This is a genomic window from Clostridium sp. CS1-1 (assembly GCF_056135525.1).
Genome location: NZ_CM148680.1, coordinates 4,854,723 through 4,876,416, shown reverse-complemented (window position 1 = coordinate 4,876,416; position 21,694 = coordinate 4,854,723). Strand labels below are relative to the sequence as shown.

Genomic DNA, 21,694 nt, shown 5'->3' with positions numbered 1-21,694 from the left:
GAGGGAGGGAACTATTTAATAATTAAAAGTTTCTTTCGAATATTTCTATTTTCTTTTCGTTTTTAAAGTCTTCTACAGATTCAATTTCTAACTCGTCTAAAAATTTAATCATATAATAACTATCTATAGGTACTTTAATTTCTGAGCTATCAGCGAGATTATCTACATGTTCTTTTCCTTCTTTTCTTGGAATAATTGCTTTAGGACCACCTACGCATCCACCTATGCAGCCCATTCCTTCTATAAAATTTGCATCTACAGTACCATTTTTAGCGCTTTCAAGAATCTCTTTGCATTCCTTTACACCATTTGCCTGGATCGTTTTTAATAGTTTGTATTTTTCTGGAAACAATCGTTCTATTGCTTCTGATACGGCTATAGATACTCCGCCTGTACGAGCATAAAGTCTTCCTCCTCTGGAAGCATACTCGGTCGATAGATCTTCCTCCAGTTTAGAAGGATCTATGTTTAATGCTTGAAAAATATCTTTTACTTCTGCAAATGTTAGAACAAAATCAATATCTCCTAGGAGATCCTTTTCTTTGGCTTCAGCTTTTTTAGCAACACAAGGTCCTATAAATACAACTTTGCAATTAGGATTTAGCGCTTTCATTACTCTACCAGATGCAATCATAGGAGATACTGATGGAGAAACATATTTTACCAAATCATTATAAACCCTTTTAAGCATTCCAACCCACATAGGGCAACAACAAGAGGTTATCATTAAGTCTTCACGCTTTTTTACGAAATGATCAAACTCAATAGCTTCTTTTAGTGTAAGCATATCTGCAAAAAATGCTACTTCCACCATATCTGTAAATCCTATTTGTTTAAAGGCAGATCTTAATTGATTGATAGTAATATTCTCGCCAAATTGACCGATTATTGCAGGGGCCACTGCAGCGATTACTGGATGATTACTCTTAAATAAATCTAAAAGAGGAACAAATTCAACTCTATCAAGGATACCTCCTGTGGGACAGGCCTCTACGCAAAAACCACAATCTGTACATTTTTCAGGATCAATCACACTTGTATTTTTTTCTTTATCAATAAATATTGCATCAAAAGGGCATGATTTTTGACACATAGTTTCACCGTTAACATCTGAACAGTCCATAGTACAGTGCTTGATTTTGTTTACTATTTTGTGATTCGCTTCATATGATTTTATTGAATCTTTTAAATCATTAATAAAGTTTTCACTATAAGTTATACCTGTTCCGCAAAGAGAGGAAATAACCCTACATAAGCCTTCTTTATCTATATTGTCCTGGGATAGAATTTCGTTTATTCTTTCTTCAAATTTATCCTCATAATATGAACTTACTATGCTTTTAAATAAATCACTATATTTTGCCTTCATAATAACACTCCTTGGAAACTTTTTGTTTATGTCACTACTTTTAGGGTAACACTTATTTTTTTTCTTCAGGATCACCGATACCTCTTGTAGGAACTGTAGACATAAGAAAACCTACTAAAACTGAAACTAATGCTGGGGCAACTATATTTATATAAGCTATAAACCAAGTCCTATATAGCACAAGAGCAGTAAGCCCAGTTATACCGATTGAAACTATAAAAATATAAATTATAAATTTTGCAAAGGAACTAAAAAATTTCTCATAAAGTCTATGTCTTGTAGGGCCACTAATTATTTTTCTAAATAGGAAATAGGAAATTAGAATCAAGATTATATCTACAAAAGCGGATATTAAAAAGTTTCTCATAGTAAAACACCTCCAACTGGTTATAAATTATATTATTACCATGTTGAAGGATTTTACGCGTTTTTATGGTTTTAAATTATTTTTTAGATAGATATAGTTCTCCTATTTTATTTACATCTCCCGCACCTACAGTTAGAATTATATCACCAGGTTCTGATTTTTCATTTAAATAAGAAACTATTTCATCAAAGGAATGAAAATTAGAACATTTTACTTTTCTTTCTCTTATCTTATCTCCAAGCATAGTAGAACTTACTATACCTGTGTCCTTTTCTCTTGCTGCATATATATCTGCAAGTATAAGTTCATCTGCTTCGTCAAAGGCCTCAACAAACTCTGTAAATAAGTTTATTGTTCTTGAATAAGTATGAGGTTGGAATACACAGAATATTTTCTTGTGAGGGTAATTCTTTGCAGCACTTAAAGTTGCTTTAATTTCAGTTGGATGATGAGCATAATCATCTATAACTGTAACATCATTTTTTACACCCTTTAACTCAAATCTTCTGTGAGTACCTTTAAAGCTCTCTAGACCTTTAACTATACTTTCTGCTGGGACGTTTAAGCTAAGTGCTGTACATATACTTGCTAAGGCATTCAATACATTGTGATTACCAGGAACAGCAAGCTGAACAGAGAAGAGTTTTTCAGTATCTTTGTAAATATCAAAGTTTGCACAACCATTAGTATTAAACTCTATATTTTTAGCTCTGATAGTTCCATGATTTATTCCATAGGTTAAGATATTACAATTAACATTAGAAATAACATTATTCATTCTCTCATCATCCGCATAACATACTAAATATCCATCATCAGGAATAAGTTTTGCAAAATTTATAAATGCGTTTTGTATATCATCTATATCTTTGTAGTAATCCAAGTGATCCGCATCTATATTCAATATCACGCCTAAATAAGGAAAAAACTCTAAGAAAGAACCCTTATATTCACATGCTTCGGTTATAAAGTAGTCACTTTTTCCTGGTCGAACATTTCCGTTTATAATATCTAACTGCCCCCCTACAAGTATAGTAGGATCTAAATTGGCATCCAAGAATATGTGAGATACCATAGAAGTAGTAGTAGTTTTGCCGTGGGTACCGGATATAGCTATATTATACTTATGCCCTTTCATTATATATCCTAAAAATTCGGCTCTAGTTATTGTTGGAATTTTAAGTTCTTTAGCTCTTAAAAGCTCTGGATCTTCATCAGATATAGCCGCTGTATATATGACTAGGTCTATATCTTCTGTTATGTTTTCTTTAGATTGACCTATGTGAATTTCAGCACCATCTTTAGCTAATTTGTCAGTTATTGTAGAGGACTTCATGTCTGAACCAGATACTTTGAAGTTTCTTTCCATTAAAATTTCGGCAAGTCCACTCATACTTATTCCGCCGATACCTATAAAATGTATCTTTTTATTTTTATCCTTTATAAAATCAAATGACAACAAAATCATCTCCCTTAATCAATTAGTAAGAATAACCTCATTTAATAATTATATACAAAAATAAATCAAAAAAATACATCTACAAAATTTTTATTTCAACTGTTTATATCTTTTAAGTAAGGTTTACTTAAATTAAATTTAGAAATTACTATAATCTGAAATTGTTTTCAACCTTGTTTAATAAATACTTATGAAGAAATTGCAATTAATATAATAAAGTATTGATTATATATTAAATTTAGAATAGAATATGAATAATAACACATAATTATTTCGATATTATTCGTAAATTTTAGATAGATAGGTGAGAGTATGGATAAGTTTAGTAGAAATCAAAGGATATCAGCAATAACGAAGATACTAATTGAAAATCCTAATAAGGTCATAAATTTGAGTAGTTTTACAGAAATGTTTAATGCTGCAAAGTCTACCGTAAGCGAAGATTTAGTTGTAGTTAAGGAAATTTTAGGTAGATTATCTATGGGAAGAATAGAGACTATAGCAGGTGCAGCTGGAGGCGTAAGATATGTATGCGGATTATCTATAGAAAAAAGTAAGGAATTTGCTGAAAAACTATGTATTATTTTGAAAAATGGAGAAAGAATAATACCAGGGAATTTTTTATACATGACAGATGTGATGTTTAATCCTCAGATAATACATTCAGCTGGAATAATACTTGCTTCATCTTTTATTGACAAGAATATAGATTATGTAGTAACTGTAGAAACAAAGGGTATTCCATTGGCTTACGAAGTAGCTAAAATGTTAGGCGTACAGCTTGTGGTCGTTAGAAGAGAAACAAAAGTTACAGAAGGATCCACATTAAGTATAAACTATGTTTCTGGTTCAAGTGGAAGAATTCAAACTATGTCATTGTCAAAAAAGGCGATGAATAAAGGAAGTAAGTGTATATTTGTAGATGACTTTATGAAGGCTGGGGGAACTGCTATGGGCATAATAGACTTGCTAAAGGAGTTCGAAAGTGAGCTTTTAGGAATAGGCGTATTAATAGATAACGTAGAAATTCCTAAGAAATTAGTGCAAGATTATGTATCAATAGTAGACTTTGAAGGTATCGATGAAAATGGTGAAGCATTATTATTTCCTTCAAAAATGTTCAAATAATAAAATTTTCGAAAAATTAAATGTTTTTTCAGGAAATAAGAAGGAAAAATATAAAATGTGAAGAATAATATATACATAAGCATCTTGGAGGTGGATTTTATATGCAAATTACAGACGTTAGAGTGAGAAAGATTGCTGCTGAAGGCAAAATGAAAGCTATTGTTTCAGTAACCTTTGATAATGAATTCGTAGTTCATGATATTAAGGTTATAGAAGGTCAGAATGGGCTTTTTATAGCAATGCCTAGTAGAAAGACTCCTGATGGAGAATTTAAAGACATTGCACATCCGATTAACACTCAGACAAGAGAAAAAATACAAAAGTCAATTTTAGAAGAATATGAAAAAGCTAAAAATGAAGAAATAGTTTCTGAAGACGTAGCAGAATAACAATGAGAAGGAGTAGGAGTACTCCTTTTTATTATTTTATAATTTATTATAAAATAGTAAAATTCCAATATAATTTTACCTTATAAATCGTGAATTGATTTCTGAAATTCTTTATAAAAATTCACTATAAGGTTGAAAATAATTTATATATAAAATATAATATTAAGGGATGTTTTTATAATATAAGATAGAAAAATGTAAGATTATGACCGTAAAGAGGTGTTATAATGTATAATTGTGCTATAATATTGGCAGCTGGAGAAGGAAAAAGGATGAAATCTTCTATTCCTAAAGTACTTCATAAAGTTTGTGGCAAAGAAATGGTTAATGTGGTTATCGATGTTATTAAAAATTCAGGAATAAATGACATAAATGTAATTATAGGAAGAGGAGCAGATAAGGTAAAAGAATCTACTGAAAAAAGAGGTGTATTCTATTCGCTGCAAGATAAGCAACTCGGAACTGGTCACGCAGTAATGTGTGCAAAAGAGTTTTTAGCTTCAAGGAAAGGGACGGTGGCAGTATTTACAGGAGATGCTCCTTTAATTACAGAGGATACAGTAAAAAGGCTCCTTATTTTCCATGAAAAGGGAAACTATAAAGCTACAATATTAACTTCTATAGTAGACAATCCTTCGGGATATGGTAGAGTAGTGAGAATGGATGCTGATGAAGTTCTAAAAATAGTAGAACATAAAGACTGTTCAGAGGAAGAACTTAGAGTAAATGAAATAAATGCTGGAATGTATTGCTTTGATATAGAGTATTTACTAAAGAGTTTAGATAAACTAAATAATAATAATTCTCAAGGAGAATATTATATAACAGATGTTATAGGTATTCTAAAGAGTGAAGGCGAAAAGGTTGCAGCCCTATCTATACCTTTTGAAGAAACGATGGGAATAAATTCAAGAGCCCAGCTTTCAGATGCAGAAAAGGTTATGAGAAAAAGAATAAACCTAAAGCATATGGAAAATGGAGTTACATTGATAAATCCTGAAGATACATATATAGATATAGATGTTCAAATAGGCAATGATACTATAATATATCCTGGAAACGTGATACAAGGAAGAACAGTTATAGAAGAGGGATGTATGTTATATCCTGATTCTAGGATAGAAAATAGCTCAATAGGAAAAAGTGTTACAATTCAAAATTCAGTAATATTAGAAAGTACAATAGGTGACAATACTACAGTAGGGCCATTTGCGTATATAAGGCCAGAAAGTGTTATTGGAAAATCTGCTAGAATAGGTGATTTTGTTGAGATCAAAAAATCAACTATCGGAGATAAAACTAAAGTTTCACATTTAACTTATATTGGTGATGCAGAGGTTGGAAGTGGATGCAACTTTGGTTGTGGAACAGTCGTAGTAAATTATGATGGTAAGGCTAAGCATAAAACTATAATTGGGGATAACGCGTTTATAGGATGTAATGTAAATTTAGTTGCTCCAATTAAGATTAATAATGATACATACATAGCAGCAGGTTCAACTATTTTAGAAGAGGTACAAGAAGGAGCATTAGCTATTGCAAGAGCAAAACAAGTCAACAAAGAAGGCTGGGTCGAGAAAAAAGGGTTAAAAAAATAAGATTTTAGGAGGACTACACATGATAACTCATGGTAAAAACATTAAGATTTTTTCAGGAAACTCACATCCTGATTTAGCTAGAGATATTGCTGATATATTGGGATCATCTGTTGGTGATGCAAAGGTTTCTACATTTAGTGATGGTGAAATATCTGTTGATGTTAACGAAACAGTTAGAGGTACAGATGTATTTATAATTCAATCTACAAATAATCCAGTTAACGACAACATGATGGAACTGCTTATTATGATTGATGCATTTAAAAGAGCTTCAGCTGGTAGAATAACAGCCGTAATGCCGTACTATGGTTATGCAAGACAAGATAGGAAAGCAAAAGCGAGAGATCCAATCACAGCAAAATTAGTTGCAGATATATTAACTGCAGCTGGTGCAGACAGAGTTTTAACAATGGATTTACACGCAGCACAAATTCAAGGATATTTCAATATACCAGTAGACCATCTACTAGGAGCACCTATACTTTCAAAGTATTTTGTGCAAAAAGGATTTGCAGAAAGAGAAGACGTAGTTGTCGTTTCGCCTGACCTTGGAAGTGTAACAAGAGCTAGAAAATTTGCAGATAAGCTACATGCTCCAATTGCAATAATTGATAAAAGAAGACCTAAGGCAAACGTATCAGAAATAATGAATGTTATTGGTGATATTCAAGATAAAACTGTAATATTAGTAGATGATATGATAGATACAGCTGGTACTATAACAAATGGGGCAAATGCTCTAGTTAAGATGGGTGCAAAGGAAGTTTATGCTTGTTGTACACATGCTGTTTTATCTGGCCCAGCGATAGATAGAATAAAAGAATCGGCTATAAAAGAATTAGTAATGCTAAATACTATAGATTTGACAGAAGATAAAATGATAGATAAATTTAAGATTTTATCAGTAGCACCTGTATTTGCTGAGGCTATAAAAAGAATATATGAAGATAGTCCAGTTAGTAAGCTATTTGAAGACTAATAGATAACAAAAAGCATGTAGAGTAAATAGATTCTGCATGCTTTTTGTTATTCTCATATAGTAAATTATTTGTAACTTTTTAAGCATATACTACTACTATATACAAAACATATGATAAATTATATATAGAGATATATATTATTTTTAGAAATCAGTTAAGTTTTTAAATAATAGTATTTAATTTTTAGGATATTTTATTAATAAAATAAAGTTATAATGAGAGGAGATATAAAATGGAAGGCTCAATAGGAAAAGTTTTAATTGTAGATGATGATGCTAATATATGCGAAGTGATAAAAATGTATGTTGAAAGTGCAGGTTATAATACGCGGGTTTCTCATGATGGGAAGGAAGCGCAAGAAGCATTTATAGATTATAAACCTGATTTAGTGTTGCTTGATATCATGCTTCCTCATGTTGATGGCATTGATGTTCTTAAATGGATAAGAAAAGATCATGAAGTTCCAGTTATTATGTTAACTGCTAAAGGTGAAACTTTCGATAAGGTATTGGGACTTGAACTCGGAGCGGACGATTATATAGTTAAACCATTTGAACCAAAGGAGCTACTGGCAAGGATTAAGGCTGTTTTGAGAAGATATAATATTGATAATGAAAATAAGGAAGTTCTAAAGTTTGAACAACTAAATATTGATATTAACTCATATACAGTAGTTTATAAGGAGGAAGAGATAAAAATGCCTCCTAAGGAATTTGAATTGCTATATTATTTGTCAAGTAATAAAAACAGGGTATTTACGAGAGAACAACTTTTATGTGAAGTGTGGGGATATGATTATCCAGGAGATTCAAGAACTGTAGATGTACATGTAAAAAGACTTAGAGAAAAACTTCAAGGTGGACCTAATTGGCAAATAGAAACAGTATGGGGAGTAGGATATAAATTTGAGGTGAAATAAATGAAGAAAGGTTTGTTTCCAAAGTTAGTAGCCACTTTTACGGTAATTATTGCAGTCAGTTTTGTAATGACTGCAGCATTCCTATCCTATTGGTTTGAAAGTTACTATTTTGAGCAGAGAAAAGGTCAATTGGAGACAGAGTCGCAATTTATTAGTACCGCAGCTGTTCAATATTTACAGGGAAATATTTCACCAGATAAAATAAATGAAACACTAACCTACATAGGTAATTACTTGTCTACAGATATATGGCTTGTTGATAACTATGGATATATATACGCAGTCTCAAAAAGTGACCACAAAAAACTTATAGGAACGCAAATGCTTACTAAAGAGCTAGAGGAATTAAGAATTGGGCACACTGTTGAGAGAAGGGGAATTTACGAGAATATATTTAAAGGATCTGTACATACTTTTGAAATACCCATTTTTTCAAAAGGTATGTTTAACGGGGCCATAATGATGCATACCTCAATAAATGAATTAAAGGGACCATTAAAAAGGGTTTATGAAATAATATGGATATCTGCTATTTTCGCTATTATAGTTTCTTGTATAGTAATATACTATTTTTCCCAAAGGATAATCGTAAGACCCCTAGAGCAAATTAATTATGTAGCAGATAAGATATCAAAGGGAGAGGTAGACAAGAGGGTGAGCATTAGGTCTAATGATGAAATTGGAACCTTAGCTAGCTCATTTAATTCCATGGCAGATTCATTAGAGGAAGTAGAAAAAAATAGAAGAGAATTTATATCAAATGTATCTCATGAAATAAGATCACCTATAACTTCTATAAAAGGATTTATTGGTGGAATATTAGATGAAATTATTCCAAAAGAGAAAGAAAGATACTATTTATCTGTTGCTTATGAAGAAATTCAAAGGCTTACACGGTTAGTAAATGACTTATTAGATTTATCATCTATAGAAGCAGGTCAATTTAAGCTTAGAATAGAAGAATTAGATATTAACGAAATAGTACGAATTTGTGTAATAAAATTTGAAACAAAGATAAAGGAAAAAAAGCTAAAAGTAGATGTAATGATGCATGATGATAAGCTTTATGTAGCAGCCGACAGGGATAGAATAACTCAGGTAATAACGAATCTTATAGATAATGCAATAAAGTATGTAGGGGAAGGTGGAAATGTTAAAATAAGTACTAGAACTAAGGGGGAAAAAGCTTTAGTATCTGTATTTAATGATGGACCTAATATTGCAAATGAGGATATAAAGTATATATGGAATAGATTTTATAAAGCAGATAAATCGAGAACATCAAAGGTAAGTACTGGACTTGGGTTATCCATCATTAGAAGTATACTTACACAACTTGGGGAAGATATATGGGTTGAGAATAAGGAACCCCAAGGGGTTATATTCACTTTTACATTAAAGAGGATATAGGCAATTATTAAATTTATTGATAAATACTTAAAATTTTTATAATATTTCTAAAATGATGGGTTATGAGGTGCAAATATATGGATGATAATGGAACTCGTGAAATAAAAGATGCTAGGTGGAAAGGCATAGATAATGATAAAGGTGAAATAAATTTTACAAGTAGAAGAAAAAATGTTAGACTTAAGGCTTTAGTAAAAGGGGTAATTTTTATACTAATAGCAGCAATCTCTGGGGGAATATCCGGAAGCTACGTTATAAATAAAAGGTATTCTAATAGTATGCCAAATAATCAATCACTAATTGAACCGAAAGAAGAAATAAGTAAAACTAAAACATCTGATATACCCAAAAATGCAATAACAAAGGTTGCTGAAGTTGTTGGGCCTACAGTTGTTGGAATAAGCAATAAGGCCGAAGGATTCTTCGGGCTTCAGGATATAGGAAGTGGTTCAGGTATAATATTTGACCCTAATGGTTATATAGTTACTAATAATCATGTTATTGAAGGGGCTACTAGAGTTACGGTAAAGCTTTCTAGTGGCAAGATTCTAAATGCTAATGTAGTAGGTGCTGACCCAAGGTCAGATTTAGCTGTTATTAAAATAGATGCACAAAACTTGCCCATAGCCAATTTTGGAGATTCTTCTAAGGTCAAGGTAGGAGATTTAGCTATTGCTATAGGAAATCCATTAGGAGAGGAATTTGCAGGTTCTGTTACAGCAGGTATAGTAAGTGCTTTAAATAGGAGAATACAATATGGAGGAGCTATATACAAGGTTCTTCAGACTGATGCAGCTATTAATCCAGGAAATAGCGGGGGACCTCTTTGCAATGAGGTTGGTGAAGTTATAGCAATAAATAGCTTAAAAATGGGATCAGAGCAAAATGCGGAGGGAATGGGATTTGCGATATCAATAAATGAAGCAAAGGACATAATAAAGTCGCTTATGGATTATGGAAAGGTAGCTAGGCCTTTTCTTGGAATATATGGCCAATATGTGGTATCCCAAAGAAATAATATTCAAGGTATATATGTAACAGAAGTAGTTACTGGAAGTGGTGCTTCGCTTGCAGGAATTAAACCTACTGACATTATGTTAGAACTAGATGGTAACAAAATCAGTAAGTTTGAAGATTTAGCAGATATTTTAGATAAGCATAAAATTGGTGATTCTATAATAAGTAAGGTTTGGAGAAGTGGAAAAACAATAGAAGTAAATATTATTCTTTCAGAGGTGAAAGAAAAAAATAGATAAAGAGGCTTAATGGTCTCTTTATTATTCATGTCTTTTAGTATAATATATAATATAGCGCGATTTACGGGCTATTTTTATAATTAAGAAAATTGCTATAGACAGGTAGATGTATAAAGGAAAATTATAGGGAGTGAAAAGATGTTTTTAATAGCAGGACTAGGAAATATAGGAAAACAATATGAACATACTAGACATAATGTAGGGTTTGACGCTATAGATTTAATGAGTGATAGGTATAATATACCTATTAACAGGGAAAAATTTAAGGGGATGTATGGAGAAGGAAATATATATGGGAACAAAGTGATATTATTAAAACCAAGTACATTTATGAATCTAAGTGGAGAAAGTATAAGAGAGGTAGTAAGCTTCTATAAAATAAAAAATGAAAATATAATAGTTTTATACGATGATATAAGTTTAGATGTTGGAAGGATTAGAATAAGGCCACAAGGAAGTGCTGGAGGGCATAACGGAATAAAAAGTATTATCTCTAATCTAGGGAATGATATTTTTCCGAGAATTAAAATAGGAGTAGGACAGCCTAAGGCAGATTTAGTAGCTCATGTATTAGGGAGATTCTCTAAAGAGGAGCAGGAAAAACTTCAAGAAATTTTTAAAACTAGTATAGATGCAGTAGAAGTTATTATAAGCAATGGAACAGAAGAAGCAATGAATAGGTTTAACGGTTTTAAAATATAAAGATGTAATTTGATAGGGTGGTTGTTGAAATGAGACTAAACGGGCTTTTTAAACCTCTTAAAGGTAGTAGAGAGTTTAAGAATATAGTAAGCAGTATAGAAGCCAGTAAGTTCCCAATAGGAGTGTTTGGGCTTTCAGAATCTGCAAGAAGTTATTTAATTGATGGAGTGTATGAAGAATTAGACAAGCCTTTTCTAGTTCTTACACACAGTGATGTAGAAGCTAGAAAGTTATATGAAGATTTATCTTTTTATATACCACAAGTTTATTACTTTCCTACAAAAGAAGTTGTATTTTATAATATTGATGCTATATCAGGTGACTTAAGGTGGGAAAGACTTAAAGTGATAAAAGAAATGCTTAATAAGAGCAAAAAGGTAGTTGTTACCTCTATAGAAGCATTAGCATCAAGTTATATTCCAGTTAATCTGTATAGAGATTATACATTCAATATCAATATAGGAGATGCTTTGAATTTAGATAAGTTAAGTGAGAAGCTTGTGCAATGTGGATATGAAAGAGTTGAAATTGTGGATGGGAAAGGTCAATTTTCTATAAGAGGAGGTATAATGGATGTATATTCTCCGACATCTGTGGAACCTTATAGAATAGAGCTTTTTGGAGATGAAGTTGATTCTATTAGAAGTTTTAATTTAGAATCACAAAGGAGTATTGAAAAGATAGCAAGTGTTGAAATATTTCCTGCTAAGGAGATGATATTAGACGGTGAAAGAATCAAAAAAGGTTATGAGAATATAGAAAAAGACTTACATTCTATTCTAGGTAAGCTTAAGACGAGTAAGAATAAAGACGCTATGGAGAAGATTCAAGAGACTATCGGTAAGAATTTAGAGCTCCTAAGAGAAAATTGGAGTTTTGAAACTATAGACAGTTTTCTTCCATACTTCTATGATAAACCTTCATCTTTTTTAGATTATGCTGATGATTATTTTATAGTTATAGATGATATGCAAAGATGTAGTGGAAAGATTGATAGCGTGTATTTTGAATTTGAAGAGAATTATAAAGGATTCCTTCAAAGGGGAAATATCTTACCTAAACAAATCGATCTTTTACTAAATAAGCAAAATATATTTTCTGAATTAAAAGAAAAAGAAACTATAACACTAGATGCTATAGCAAAATCAACAAAGGTTTTACCACCAAGGGCTATAGTAAGCTTCTCGCAAATTACACTCCATAACTATCATGGACAAATGGATTTGCTGATAGATGATATAAAAGATAAGAAAAGTAGAGGGTACAAGATTATTATACTTTCTGGTACAAGGCCAAGAGGGGAAAGACTTGTAAATACTTTAAGAGATAGCAATATAGAAAGTTCATATAAGGATGTAATAAATGATATACAAGCAGGTGAAGTAGTCATAACCTTTGGTAGTCAATTAAAGGGTTTTGAATATCCTGAGCTAAAAATGTGTGTTATTTCAGACAAAGAGGTTTTCGGTGAGGCTAAAAGAAAAACCACTACTAAGTCATCGAAAAAAGGTGTAAGTAAAATTAAAAGTTTCTCAGAATTAAAACCTGGGGATTATGTAGTTCACGCAAACCATGGTATCGGCGTATATAAGGGAATAAAGCAGCTAGAGTTAGATGGACATAAAAAGGATTATCTTGAAGTAATTTATGATTCAGACGACAAATTATATGTTCCGGTAGAACAGCTTGATATGGTTCAAAAATATATAGGTACAGAGGGTAAAACTCCAAAGATAAATAAGTTAGGCAGTAGTGAGTGGGCCAAGGCGAAAAGAAAGGTTAAAAAGTCTATAGAGGCTATAGCTGAGGACTTGGTTAAGCTTTATGCGGTAAGGTCTACATTAAAGGGATATAAATATTCAAAAGATACCGTATGGCAAAAGCAATTTGAAGACGAATTTCCTTATGAAGAAACTCCAGATCAGCTTTCAGCTATAAATGATATAAAGGTAGACATGGAATCGGATAAAGCTATGGATAGGCTTTTATGTGGAGATGTGGGATATGGAAAGACCGAGGTAGCTATAAGAGCTGTATTCAAGGCAGTAATGGACGGAAAACAAGTAGCTTTTTTAGTGCCAACTACAATACTTGCACAGCAACATTATAATAACTTTGTGCAGAGATTCTCAGATTTTCCTGTGAAAATAGATATGGTAAGTAGATTTAGGACTACTGCCCAGCAAAAATCTACAATTAAAGCTGTAAAGGATGGAGAAGTAGATATACTTATAGGAACTCATAGAATACTACAAAAAGATATTCAGTTTAAGGATTTAGGACTTTTAATAATTGATGAAGAACAAAGGTTTGGAGTTACTCATAAAGAAAAAATTAAAAAGTTTAAGAAAAATGTAGATGTTTTGACATTGAGTGCGACACCTATACCTAGAACTCTCCATATGTCTCTCGTAGGGGTTAGGGATATAAGTGTAATTGAAACTCCTCCCCAAGAAAGACATCCAATACAAACTTATGTTGTGGAATATAATGATCAACTCATAAGAGATGCAGTTCTTAGAGAGCTTAATAGAGGCGGACAGGTTTATTTTGTTCATAATAGAGTTGAAAATATTAAAGAGATGGCAGCATATGTATCAAAATTAGTTCCGGAGGCAAGAGTTGCAGTAGCTCACGGTCAGATGCAAGAGAGAGAACTAGAGAATATAATCGTAGATTTTATGAAGAATGAGTACGATGTTCTTGTAGCTACAACTATTATAGAAACTGGTATGGATATTCAGAATGTAAATACTATGATAATTTTTGATGCGGATAAAATGGGATTATCTCAATTATACCAACTAAGAGGTCGAGTTGGTAGAAGCAATAGAATAGCGTACTGTTATCTAACCTATCGAAAAGATAAGATTTTAACAGAGGTAGCTGAAAAGAGACTTAAGGCTATAAAAGACTTTACGGAATTAGGCTCAGGGTTTAAGATAGCTTTAAAGGATTTAGAGATAAGAGGCGCTGGCAATATGATGGGGGACTCTCAACATGGGCATATGGCATCTATAGGATACGATTTATATTGCAGAATGCTTGAAGATACAATCAAATTAGTAAAGGGTGAGATAGACCAGGAACCTGTAGAAACTACTGTGGAATTAAAAGTGGATGCATATATTCCAAGTAACTACATAAAAGATGAAGTCCAAAAGATAGAAGTCTATAAGAAAATAGCAGCGATAGACTCACTAGAAGATATGATTGATATACAGGAAGAATTAGAAGATAGATTCTCTACTATACCTGATTCAGTTGTAAATCTTATGAATATATCATATATAAGAAGTATGGGCAAAAAGCTTGGTGTAGAAGAAATAAAAGAGAGAAAGGGAGAGATATTAGTTATATTTGAAAGTCAGGGAAGAATCGATGAGAATGTGATTAGGGCATTATTAAAAGATTATAATAAGAAAATTGTTATAAAGATGGGCGATAAGCCTGGAGTGGGCTATAAGCTTAATGATGTAAAAAGAGAGGAGTTAATTCAAAATATAAAAGAAATTATGGAATATATGGTTAGAATACAAGAGCAAAAATAATTTTGTAGTAAAAATATTTTTATGTTAAAATTAGTTATATTGGTCTAGAATAATACAAAAGAGTGGGGGAATACATTGTGACAAATATAAAAAAATTAGTTAGTACAGTACTAATAACTATGTTTGCATTTTCAGCTGTTGGTTGTAATATGATAGAAAAAACACCAGAAGCGATAGCAAAAAGTCCTGTAGCGACTGTAAATGGAGAAAAAATTACTAGAGCAGAACTAGATAAGAATCCAGAAATGATGCAATTAATAGCTCAAGTTAAGCAACAGTATGGAGAGAACTATGAAAAGAATGAAGAGGTAAAAGGAAACTTAAAAACTCAAAGACAACAAATTGTAGATAATATGGTAACCGAAAAAGTTATAGAGCAGAAAGCAAAGGAAATGAAACTGCTTCCTGATGAATCAAAGTTAAAGGCAGATGTTGATAAACAATATGATGAAACTAAAAAGCAGATTGAAGGTAGTGGATCTAAGTTTGAGGACGTTTTAAAAAAGGAAGGTTTTACTGAACAATCATTAAAGGCAATGTTTTTAAGTCAATTGAGAAATCAACAAATTCAAAAGAATGTTAGTGATAATCTTTCAAAAGATGTAAAGGTTGATGATAAAAAAGTTCAGGATTATTACAATACCAACAAAATGAAATATTCCGAAAAACCTAACAAAATACACCTAGCACATATATTAGTTAAAACTGAGGATGAGGCTAAGAAGGTAAAAGAAAGACTTGATAAAGGGGAAGATTTTGCAAAGGTTGCCAAAGAGGTATCAACAGATCCTGGTTCAAAGGATAAAGGTGGAGATTTAGGTACTGTACCTTATGTTGATTCAGGATTTGACCCTACATTTATGTCTGCAGCTATAGCACTAAAAGAAGGATCTATTTCAGCTCCAGTTCAAACGCAGTTTGGATATCATATTATAAAAGCAATCAAAAAGGAAGAATATCCAGCTAAAAAATTTGATACTGTAAAGGATGAAATAAGAAAACAACTTGAGAATGAAGAAAAGCAAAAAATAGTTTCACAGAAGATTGATGAGTGGAAAAAAGCTGCTAAAATAAAAGTATATGAGAATAACCTTTCATAGAATTTAAAGGATTAAGTGTTGATATCTTAGGATGTTAACACTTAATTTTTTTGGTTTCTACAAGAATATCCTAATTTAAATAACAATTGTGTATAAAATTTCATATTTAGAAAGATAATATTAGCACAAGTGATATTTATATTATTTTTGAGGAGGTACGACAAAATGAAAGCAACAGGTATTGTTAGACGTATAGACGACTTAGGAAGAGTAGTTATACCAAAGGAGATAAGAAGAACTCTTAGAATAAGAGAAGGAGATCCTCTCGAGATTTTTACTGATAGAGAAGGTGGAGTTATACTTAAAAAATATTCTCCAATTGGAGAGTTAAGTGATTTTTCAAAAGGGTATGCAGAGTCACTACAGCAGACTATAGGTCATATAGTTATGATATGTGATAAAGATAGCATAATATCAATAAGTGGGTCAACAAAAAAAGAATATTTAGAAAAGAAAGTTAGTAATGAAGTTGAAAAGATAATAGATGATAGAAAAACAGTCTCTTTTGGAGAAGGAAGGGAAAAATCAGTATCAGTATATGATGATGAAGAGATTGAAGGCAAGTATTCAGCACAAGTATTTTCACCTATTATAGCCGAAGGAGACGCAATTGGAGCCGTAATTATAGTATCTAAAGATGAGGGTGTAAAATTCAGTGATGTAGAAGTCAAATTAGCTGAAACTGCGTCATCCTTCTTGGGAAAACAAATGGAGCAATAAACAATGGCAGCAATGCTGCCATTTTTATTTATTTCATTCATAAAAGATTATTGACATTAATAATAAAAATATTCACTTACTAAGTAATAATACCCCTAAAGTTAAAATAATTATAGACATAGAAATAAATTATAATTTAGTTAAGCTTTAAAGTGAAAAACGTTAAGACAAGGTGCTTGTCACTATATTGTTTCGGGGGTATTTTTTATGAAAAAACAATCACTTATCAGAGGGACATTTATACTAGGGATTGCAGGAATATTATCAAAATTTTTAGGATTATTTTTTAGGTGGCCTCTTCAAATGCTTATTGGTGATGAAGGAGTAGGTTACTACCAAATGTCATTTCCACTATATATGTTTTTTATTGCTGCAGCGTCAGGTGTGCCAGTGGCGATATCAAAGATGGTTTCAGAAAGAAAGGCATTCAATGATGATGAAGGAGCAATCCTGGTTCTTAAAAAGGCTATGCTTCTCATGGTTATTATGGGAATTGGGTTCACAGCTGTGCTTCTTATCTTTTCAAGACCTATTATTCAGTTTTTAAAGTGGGATAATAAGTCCTATTATTCATTAATAGCTATTGCTTTTGCACCTATATTTATATCAGTAATGAGCGCTTTTAGAGGCTTTTTCCAAGGGCTTCAAAATATGAATTATACTGCAGTCTCCCAAGTTATAGAGCAAATTGGAAGAGTTGTTGTTGGAGTTGGACTAGCTTATGCACTTTTGCCAATGGGAATTGAGTATTCAGCAGGTGGGGCCGCTCTTGGTGCCGCAGCAGGAGGAATCTTCGGGGGAATATACCTCCTAGTTAGATATGTTAAAGTAAGGAAAGAATTTAAGATAAAGAAAGTTAGAGATAATGTAGATGTACTAAGTAAATTATTGTGGATAGCAATTCCTGTATCTTTAGGGGCAGCAGTAAGCAGCGTTATGAGTCTTATTGACTCTGCACTAGTTCCCCAAAAATTATTGCAGGCAGGATTCACATATAGAGAATCTACGATATTATATGGACAGCTTACGGGTAAAGCATTCATTTTAATTAATGTTCCCCTTACCCTATCAGCAGCACTATGCGCATCATTAGTGCCAATAATTGCAGAATCTCATATATTAAATAAAAGATTTGAGGTAATAAGTAAGGTAGACTTAGCGCTTAAGACTTCAATGATTATAGCCCTACCTTCTTGCTTAGGGTTATATAGCCTTGCATACCCTATTCTAGATTTACTGTTTCCAGGACAGTCTGACGGCTTTAAGATACTACAATATTCAGCAATATCTGTTCCTTTTATAATAATAGCTCAAACTTCTACATCTATTCTACAAGGTGTGGGACATTATATTTGGCCAGTAATTAATCTAGGTATTGGCTGCGTACTAAAGGTAGTTATAACACTTTTTTTAGTGCCGATACCATTTATCAATATTTATGGAGCTGTAATAGGGAGTACAGTAGGCTATATTATTGCTTCAACTTTGAATATGAATTTATTAAGACGAAAATTAAAAGTAAGCATAAGTTTATTTGAAGTGATGTTAAAACCTCTATTTGCATCTCTTTTGATGGTAATATGTGTTATAATTATCTACATGAATGTTTATAATTATATAATGAGTAGTAGAATAGCTTGCTTGTTATCTATATTTATTGGAATAGTTATATACACCGTTTTAGTAGTTATATTTGGAATATTTAAGTATGACTATATAAAAAGCAGGTTTCTTAGAAGATAAAGGAGTGATTACAAATGATTAGAATAGTTGGATTAGGTCCAGGAGCTAAGGAAGCTTTAACTATAGGAACCTTAGAGGCCTTAAAAGATTCATCAAAAATTTATTTAAGAACAGAGAAACACCCAACTGTAGAGTATTTAAGGGATAGCAATATAAAGTTTGAAACTTATGATTACATGTATGATAAAGCGGATAATTTTGATGAAGTTTATAAATCTATTGCTGAAGATTTAGTAAAGAAACATGCAGAATTCAAAAACATAGTATATGCTGTACCAGGGCATCCTTTAGTTGCAGAAAAGTCTGTAAGTATACTATTAAAGATATGCGAAGATAAATGTATAGAGTCAGAATTAATGACTGCAGTAAGTTTTGTAGATGCAGTTATGGAAAGTTTAAGGATAGATCCAATAGAAGGAATAAAAATTTTAGACGCCTTTGATATAAAAAACCAATTATTAGATAAAAGAGTAGGAACTATAATAACTCAAGTTTATGATAAATATATTGCATCTGAGGTAAAGCTTGCTTTAATGGAATATTATAATGATGATACAGAATTATATTTTGTAAGAGCAGCAGGAATTAAAAGTATGGAAAGTATAAGAAAAATTCCTTTATACGAATTAGATAGACAAGAAGATATAGACTACTTGACATCTATATATGTTCCTAAGGAACAAGATATCGCTAGAGACTTTAATGATTTGTTAGATATAATGGATAAGTTAAGGTCAGAAAATGGATGTCCTTGGGATAAGGAACAAACGCATGAAAGTATAAAAAGATATTTAGTAGAAGAAAGTTATGAAGTATTAGAGGCAATAGATGAGAAAGATGATGATGAGCTTGTGGAAGAGCTAGGAGACGTGTTGCTTCAAGTTGTATTTCATGCCCAGATTGGTAAAGAAGAAGGTTTTTTTAATATAAATGATGTAATTAAGGGCATTTGTAATAAAATGATAAACAGGCATCCTCATGTTTTTGGAGAGGTAGATGTAAATACATCGGAAGAAGTTTTAGTTAACTGGGATAGTATCAAGAAAAAGGAACAAGGTCTTACGAGTTACACAGAGGAACTTAGACATATCGCAAAAAGTCTTCCAGCTTTAATGAGAGCGGAAAAGGTTCAAAAAAAAGCAGCTAAAGTAGGTTTTGACTGGGACAGGGTAGAATGTGCATTAGAAAAGGTTTTAGAAGAATATTATGAAGTAAAGAATGTATATAAAGGGAAAGATGAGGCAAAAATAATAGAAGAAATAGGAGATTTGATATTTGCTTCCGTAAATGTTGCAAGATTCCTTGACATTGACCCTGAGTTTGCATTAAATTATACTATAGAGAAGTTTATAAATCGTTTCGCATACATAGAAAAAATAGCTAAATCTAAAGGTGTTGATATGATGAATATGACATTACAAGAAATGGATGCACTTTGGGAAGAGGCTAAGAAAAAGTAGGTTTTAGATTTATATGCAAAAAATCCATAAAAAAGAAGGATTTTTTAATTCTTTGCAGAATAAGCTAGTATGCTGTTGTATAAGCATACTCAATTTTAAGGAGGTAAAAACAGTGAATAAGTCAGAATTAATCACAAGTATATCAGAAAAGTCAAAGTTAACAAAAAAAGATGCAGAAGCAGCTTTAAAAGCATTTATAGAAAGTGTTGAAGAGGCGCTTGAAAAAGGAGATAAAGTTCAATTAGTTGGATTTGGAACATTCGAAACGAGAAATAGAGCCGCAAGAGTTGGAAGAAACCCAAGAACAAAAGAAGAGATAACAATTCCAGAATCAACTGTTCCAGTGTTTAAAGCTGGTAAAGAATTTAAAGATAAAGTAAATAAGTAATTAAAAATTATTTCCAAAAAGCCTGGGTGTAAATCTAGGTTTTTTGTTTTAATTAAGGAGAGAGTATCATGAGGTTAGATAAATATCTTAAGGTATCAAGAATAATAAAAAGGAGAACTGTAGCGAAAGAGGCTTGTGAAGGTGGCCGAGTAAGCATAAATGGTAAAGTCGCTAAACCTGGTACAGAAGTAAAGGAAGGTGACATTATTGAAATACAGTATGCTAGTAGATCTTTAAAAGCTAAAATTATTAATATAACTCAACATGTTACGAAAGAAAGTGCTCAGGGAATGTATGAAATTATTTCTGGAGAAGAAGATCAGGAATAGTGCTATTAATTGCATAAGTAATATTATCCTACTTCACAGCATATATTAATTACAAGTGGAGGGGATGTTATGGAGAAGAAAGAAGTAAGAATAGAAGAAAAAAAAAGCACTCTAAATCTTGAGAATAGAAAAAAGTTAACGCTAAATGGAGTAGTTGAAGTAGTAAGCTTTAATGAAGATCAAATAGTGTTAAATACTAGTTTAGGTACTCTTAATATCAAAGGGTCAGGACTTAAGATGAATAAACTAGATGTACAAAATGGAGATGTAGTAATAATTGGGACGATAAATTCATGCGTATATACAAATAGTGAGAATAAAAAAGAAAAGCAAAGTCTGTTATCAAGACTATTTAAATAGGAGCAGCTATGGTAATATCAATAAATGAACAATTTAGATTAGTAATATTTAGTCTTGCTGCAGGTATACTAACAGGTATATTATTTGATTTTTATAGATTAATAAGGGGATTTAGTAATATCAACAAAATAGTTGTTTTTATAGAAGATACTTTATTTTGGATATTTACATCTGTAATAGTATTTATATTCTTACTATATACAAATTATGCTTATATAGGTATGTATGTATATATGTGCATAGCCATTGGTGTATATTTATATATAAAATTGTTTAGTAGAATTTTTATAAAGTCTCAATATAAAATATTTAAGGTATTAGGTAAAGCTTTTAGAGTTACTAGAAATTTTATACTATACCCTTTCCAATTACTAATTTATGGTGCTAAAACAAAAAATAAAGGAAATTATAAAAAATAGCTTGAAGAAAACTCAAAATCAAACTAAAATATAATTAGATGTTTTTA

20 protein-coding genes are annotated in these 21,694 nt (G+C 31.5%); 17 read left to right on the top strand and 3 right to left on the bottom strand.

Annotated features, from left to right (window positions below):
• Positions 1-22: 22 nt before the first annotated feature.
• The 3 genes from AC0N0V_RS23100 to murC all read right to left on the bottom strand — a co-directional run bounded on the left by AC0N0V_RS23100 (position 23) and on the right by murC (position 3,195).
• Positions 23-1,369 (bottom strand): [Fe-Fe] hydrogenase large subunit C-terminal domain-containing protein, encoded by a 1,347-nt coding sequence (locus AC0N0V_RS23100; RefSeq protein ID WP_474461255.1) that lies wholly within the window; start codon positions 1,367-1,369, stop codon positions 23-25.
• A gap of 52 nt (positions 1,370-1,421) precedes the next feature.
• On the bottom strand, positions 1,422-1,736 hold the full coding sequence (locus AC0N0V_RS23095; protein ID WP_474461253.1) for a hypothetical protein: 315 nt from the start codon (positions 1,734-1,736) through the stop codon (positions 1,422-1,424).
• Positions 1,737-1,812: 76 nt separating this feature from the next.
• The gene (gene murC / locus AC0N0V_RS23090) at positions 1,813-3,195 is read right to left on the bottom strand and encodes a UDP-N-acetylmuramate--L-alanine ligase (RefSeq protein WP_474461251.1); all 1,383 of its coding nucleotides are present in this window, start codon (positions 3,193-3,195) and stop codon (positions 1,813-1,815) included.
• A 312-nt stretch (positions 3,196-3,507) separates the two neighbouring features.
• Here murC and purR point away from each other — a divergent pair, with 312 nt between their 5' ends.
• The 17 genes from purR to yabQ all read left to right on the top strand — a co-directional run bounded on the left by purR (position 3,508) and on the right by yabQ (position 21,647).
• A complete protein-coding gene (gene purR, locus AC0N0V_RS23085; RefSeq protein WP_474461250.1) occupies positions 3,508-4,323 on the top strand; it encodes a pur operon repressor in 816 nt (271 codons plus the stop codon).
• A 101-nt stretch (positions 4,324-4,424) separates the two neighbouring features.
• Positions 4,425-4,712, top strand: a complete 288-nt coding sequence (gene spoVG, locus AC0N0V_RS23080; RefSeq protein WP_474461249.1) for a septation regulator SpoVG — start codon at positions 4,425-4,427, stop codon at positions 4,710-4,712.
• A gap of 227 nt (positions 4,713-4,939) precedes the next feature.
• The gene (gene glmU, locus AC0N0V_RS23075; RefSeq protein ID WP_474461248.1) at positions 4,940-6,310 is read left to right on the top strand and encodes a bifunctional UDP-N-acetylglucosamine diphosphorylase/glucosamine-1-phosphate N-acetyltransferase GlmU; all 1,371 of its coding nucleotides are present in this window, start codon (positions 4,940-4,942) and stop codon (positions 6,308-6,310) included.
• Between the two features lie 19 nt (positions 6,311-6,329).
• Entirely contained in the window at positions 6,330-7,289 is a 960-nt protein-coding gene (locus AC0N0V_RS23070; RefSeq protein ID WP_474461246.1) for a ribose-phosphate diphosphokinase, read from the top strand.
• A 233-nt stretch (positions 7,290-7,522) separates the two neighbouring features.
• Complete coding sequence (locus AC0N0V_RS23065; protein ID WP_474461245.1) at positions 7,523-8,209, top strand: response regulator; 687 nt, start codon at positions 7,523-7,525, stop codon at positions 8,207-8,209.
• On the top strand, positions 8,210-9,619 hold the full coding sequence (locus AC0N0V_RS23060) for a sensor histidine kinase (RefSeq protein WP_474461244.1): 1,410 nt from the start codon (positions 8,210-8,212) through the stop codon (positions 9,617-9,619).
• 77 nt (positions 9,620-9,696) lie between these two features.
• Positions 9,697-10,875 carry a S1C family serine protease gene (locus AC0N0V_RS23055; protein WP_474461242.1) on the top strand — a complete coding sequence of 393 codons (1,179 nt, stop codon included), beginning with the start codon at positions 9,697-9,699 and terminating at the stop codon, positions 10,873-10,875.
• Positions 10,876-11,013: 138 nt separating this feature from the next.
• Complete coding sequence (gene pth, locus AC0N0V_RS23050; RefSeq protein ID WP_474461241.1) at positions 11,014-11,577, top strand: aminoacyl-tRNA hydrolase; 564 nt, start codon at positions 11,014-11,016, stop codon at positions 11,575-11,577.
• 29 nt (positions 11,578-11,606) lie between these two features.
• Entirely contained in the window at positions 11,607-15,128 is a 3,522-nt protein-coding gene (gene mfd / locus AC0N0V_RS23045; protein WP_474461240.1) for a transcription-repair coupling factor, read from the top strand.
• 77 nt (positions 15,129-15,205) lie between these two features.
• Complete coding sequence (locus AC0N0V_RS23040) at positions 15,206-16,228, top strand: peptidylprolyl isomerase (RefSeq protein ID WP_474461239.1); 1,023 nt, start codon at positions 15,206-15,208, stop codon at positions 16,226-16,228.
• A gap of 165 nt (positions 16,229-16,393) precedes the next feature.
• The gene (gene spoVT / locus AC0N0V_RS23035; protein ID WP_474461238.1) at positions 16,394-16,948 is read left to right on the top strand and encodes a stage V sporulation protein T; all 555 of its coding nucleotides are present in this window, start codon (positions 16,394-16,396) and stop codon (positions 16,946-16,948) included.
• Positions 16,949-17,155: 207 nt separating this feature from the next.
• On the top strand, positions 17,156-18,691 hold the full coding sequence (locus AC0N0V_RS23030) for a putative polysaccharide biosynthesis protein (protein WP_474461237.1): 1,536 nt from the start codon (positions 17,156-17,158) through the stop codon (positions 18,689-18,691).
• Positions 18,692-18,705: 14 nt separating this feature from the next.
• Positions 18,706-20,151, top strand: coding sequence for a bifunctional methyltransferase/pyrophosphohydrolase YabN (gene yabN, locus AC0N0V_RS23025; RefSeq protein WP_474461236.1), 1,446 nt, complete (start codon positions 18,706-18,708; stop codon positions 20,149-20,151).
• A 13-nt stretch (positions 20,152-20,164) separates the two neighbouring features.
• Entirely contained in the window at positions 20,165-20,539 is a 375-nt protein-coding gene (locus tag AC0N0V_RS23020; protein ID WP_474461235.1) for an HU family DNA-binding protein, read from the top strand.
• A 68-nt stretch (positions 20,540-20,607) separates the two neighbouring features.
• Positions 20,608-20,868, top strand: a complete 261-nt coding sequence (locus AC0N0V_RS23015; RefSeq protein WP_474461234.1) for an RNA-binding S4 domain-containing protein — start codon at positions 20,608-20,610, stop codon at positions 20,866-20,868.
• 69 nt (positions 20,869-20,937) lie between these two features.
• A complete protein-coding gene (gene yabP / locus AC0N0V_RS23010) occupies positions 20,938-21,228 on the top strand; it encodes a sporulation protein YabP (RefSeq protein WP_474461233.1) in 291 nt (96 codons plus the stop codon).
• 8 nt (positions 21,229-21,236) lie between these two features.
• Entirely contained in the window at positions 21,237-21,647 is a 411-nt protein-coding gene (gene yabQ / locus AC0N0V_RS23005; RefSeq protein WP_474461232.1) for a spore cortex biosynthesis protein YabQ, read from the top strand.
• Positions 21,648-21,694: the final 47 nt, after the last annotated feature.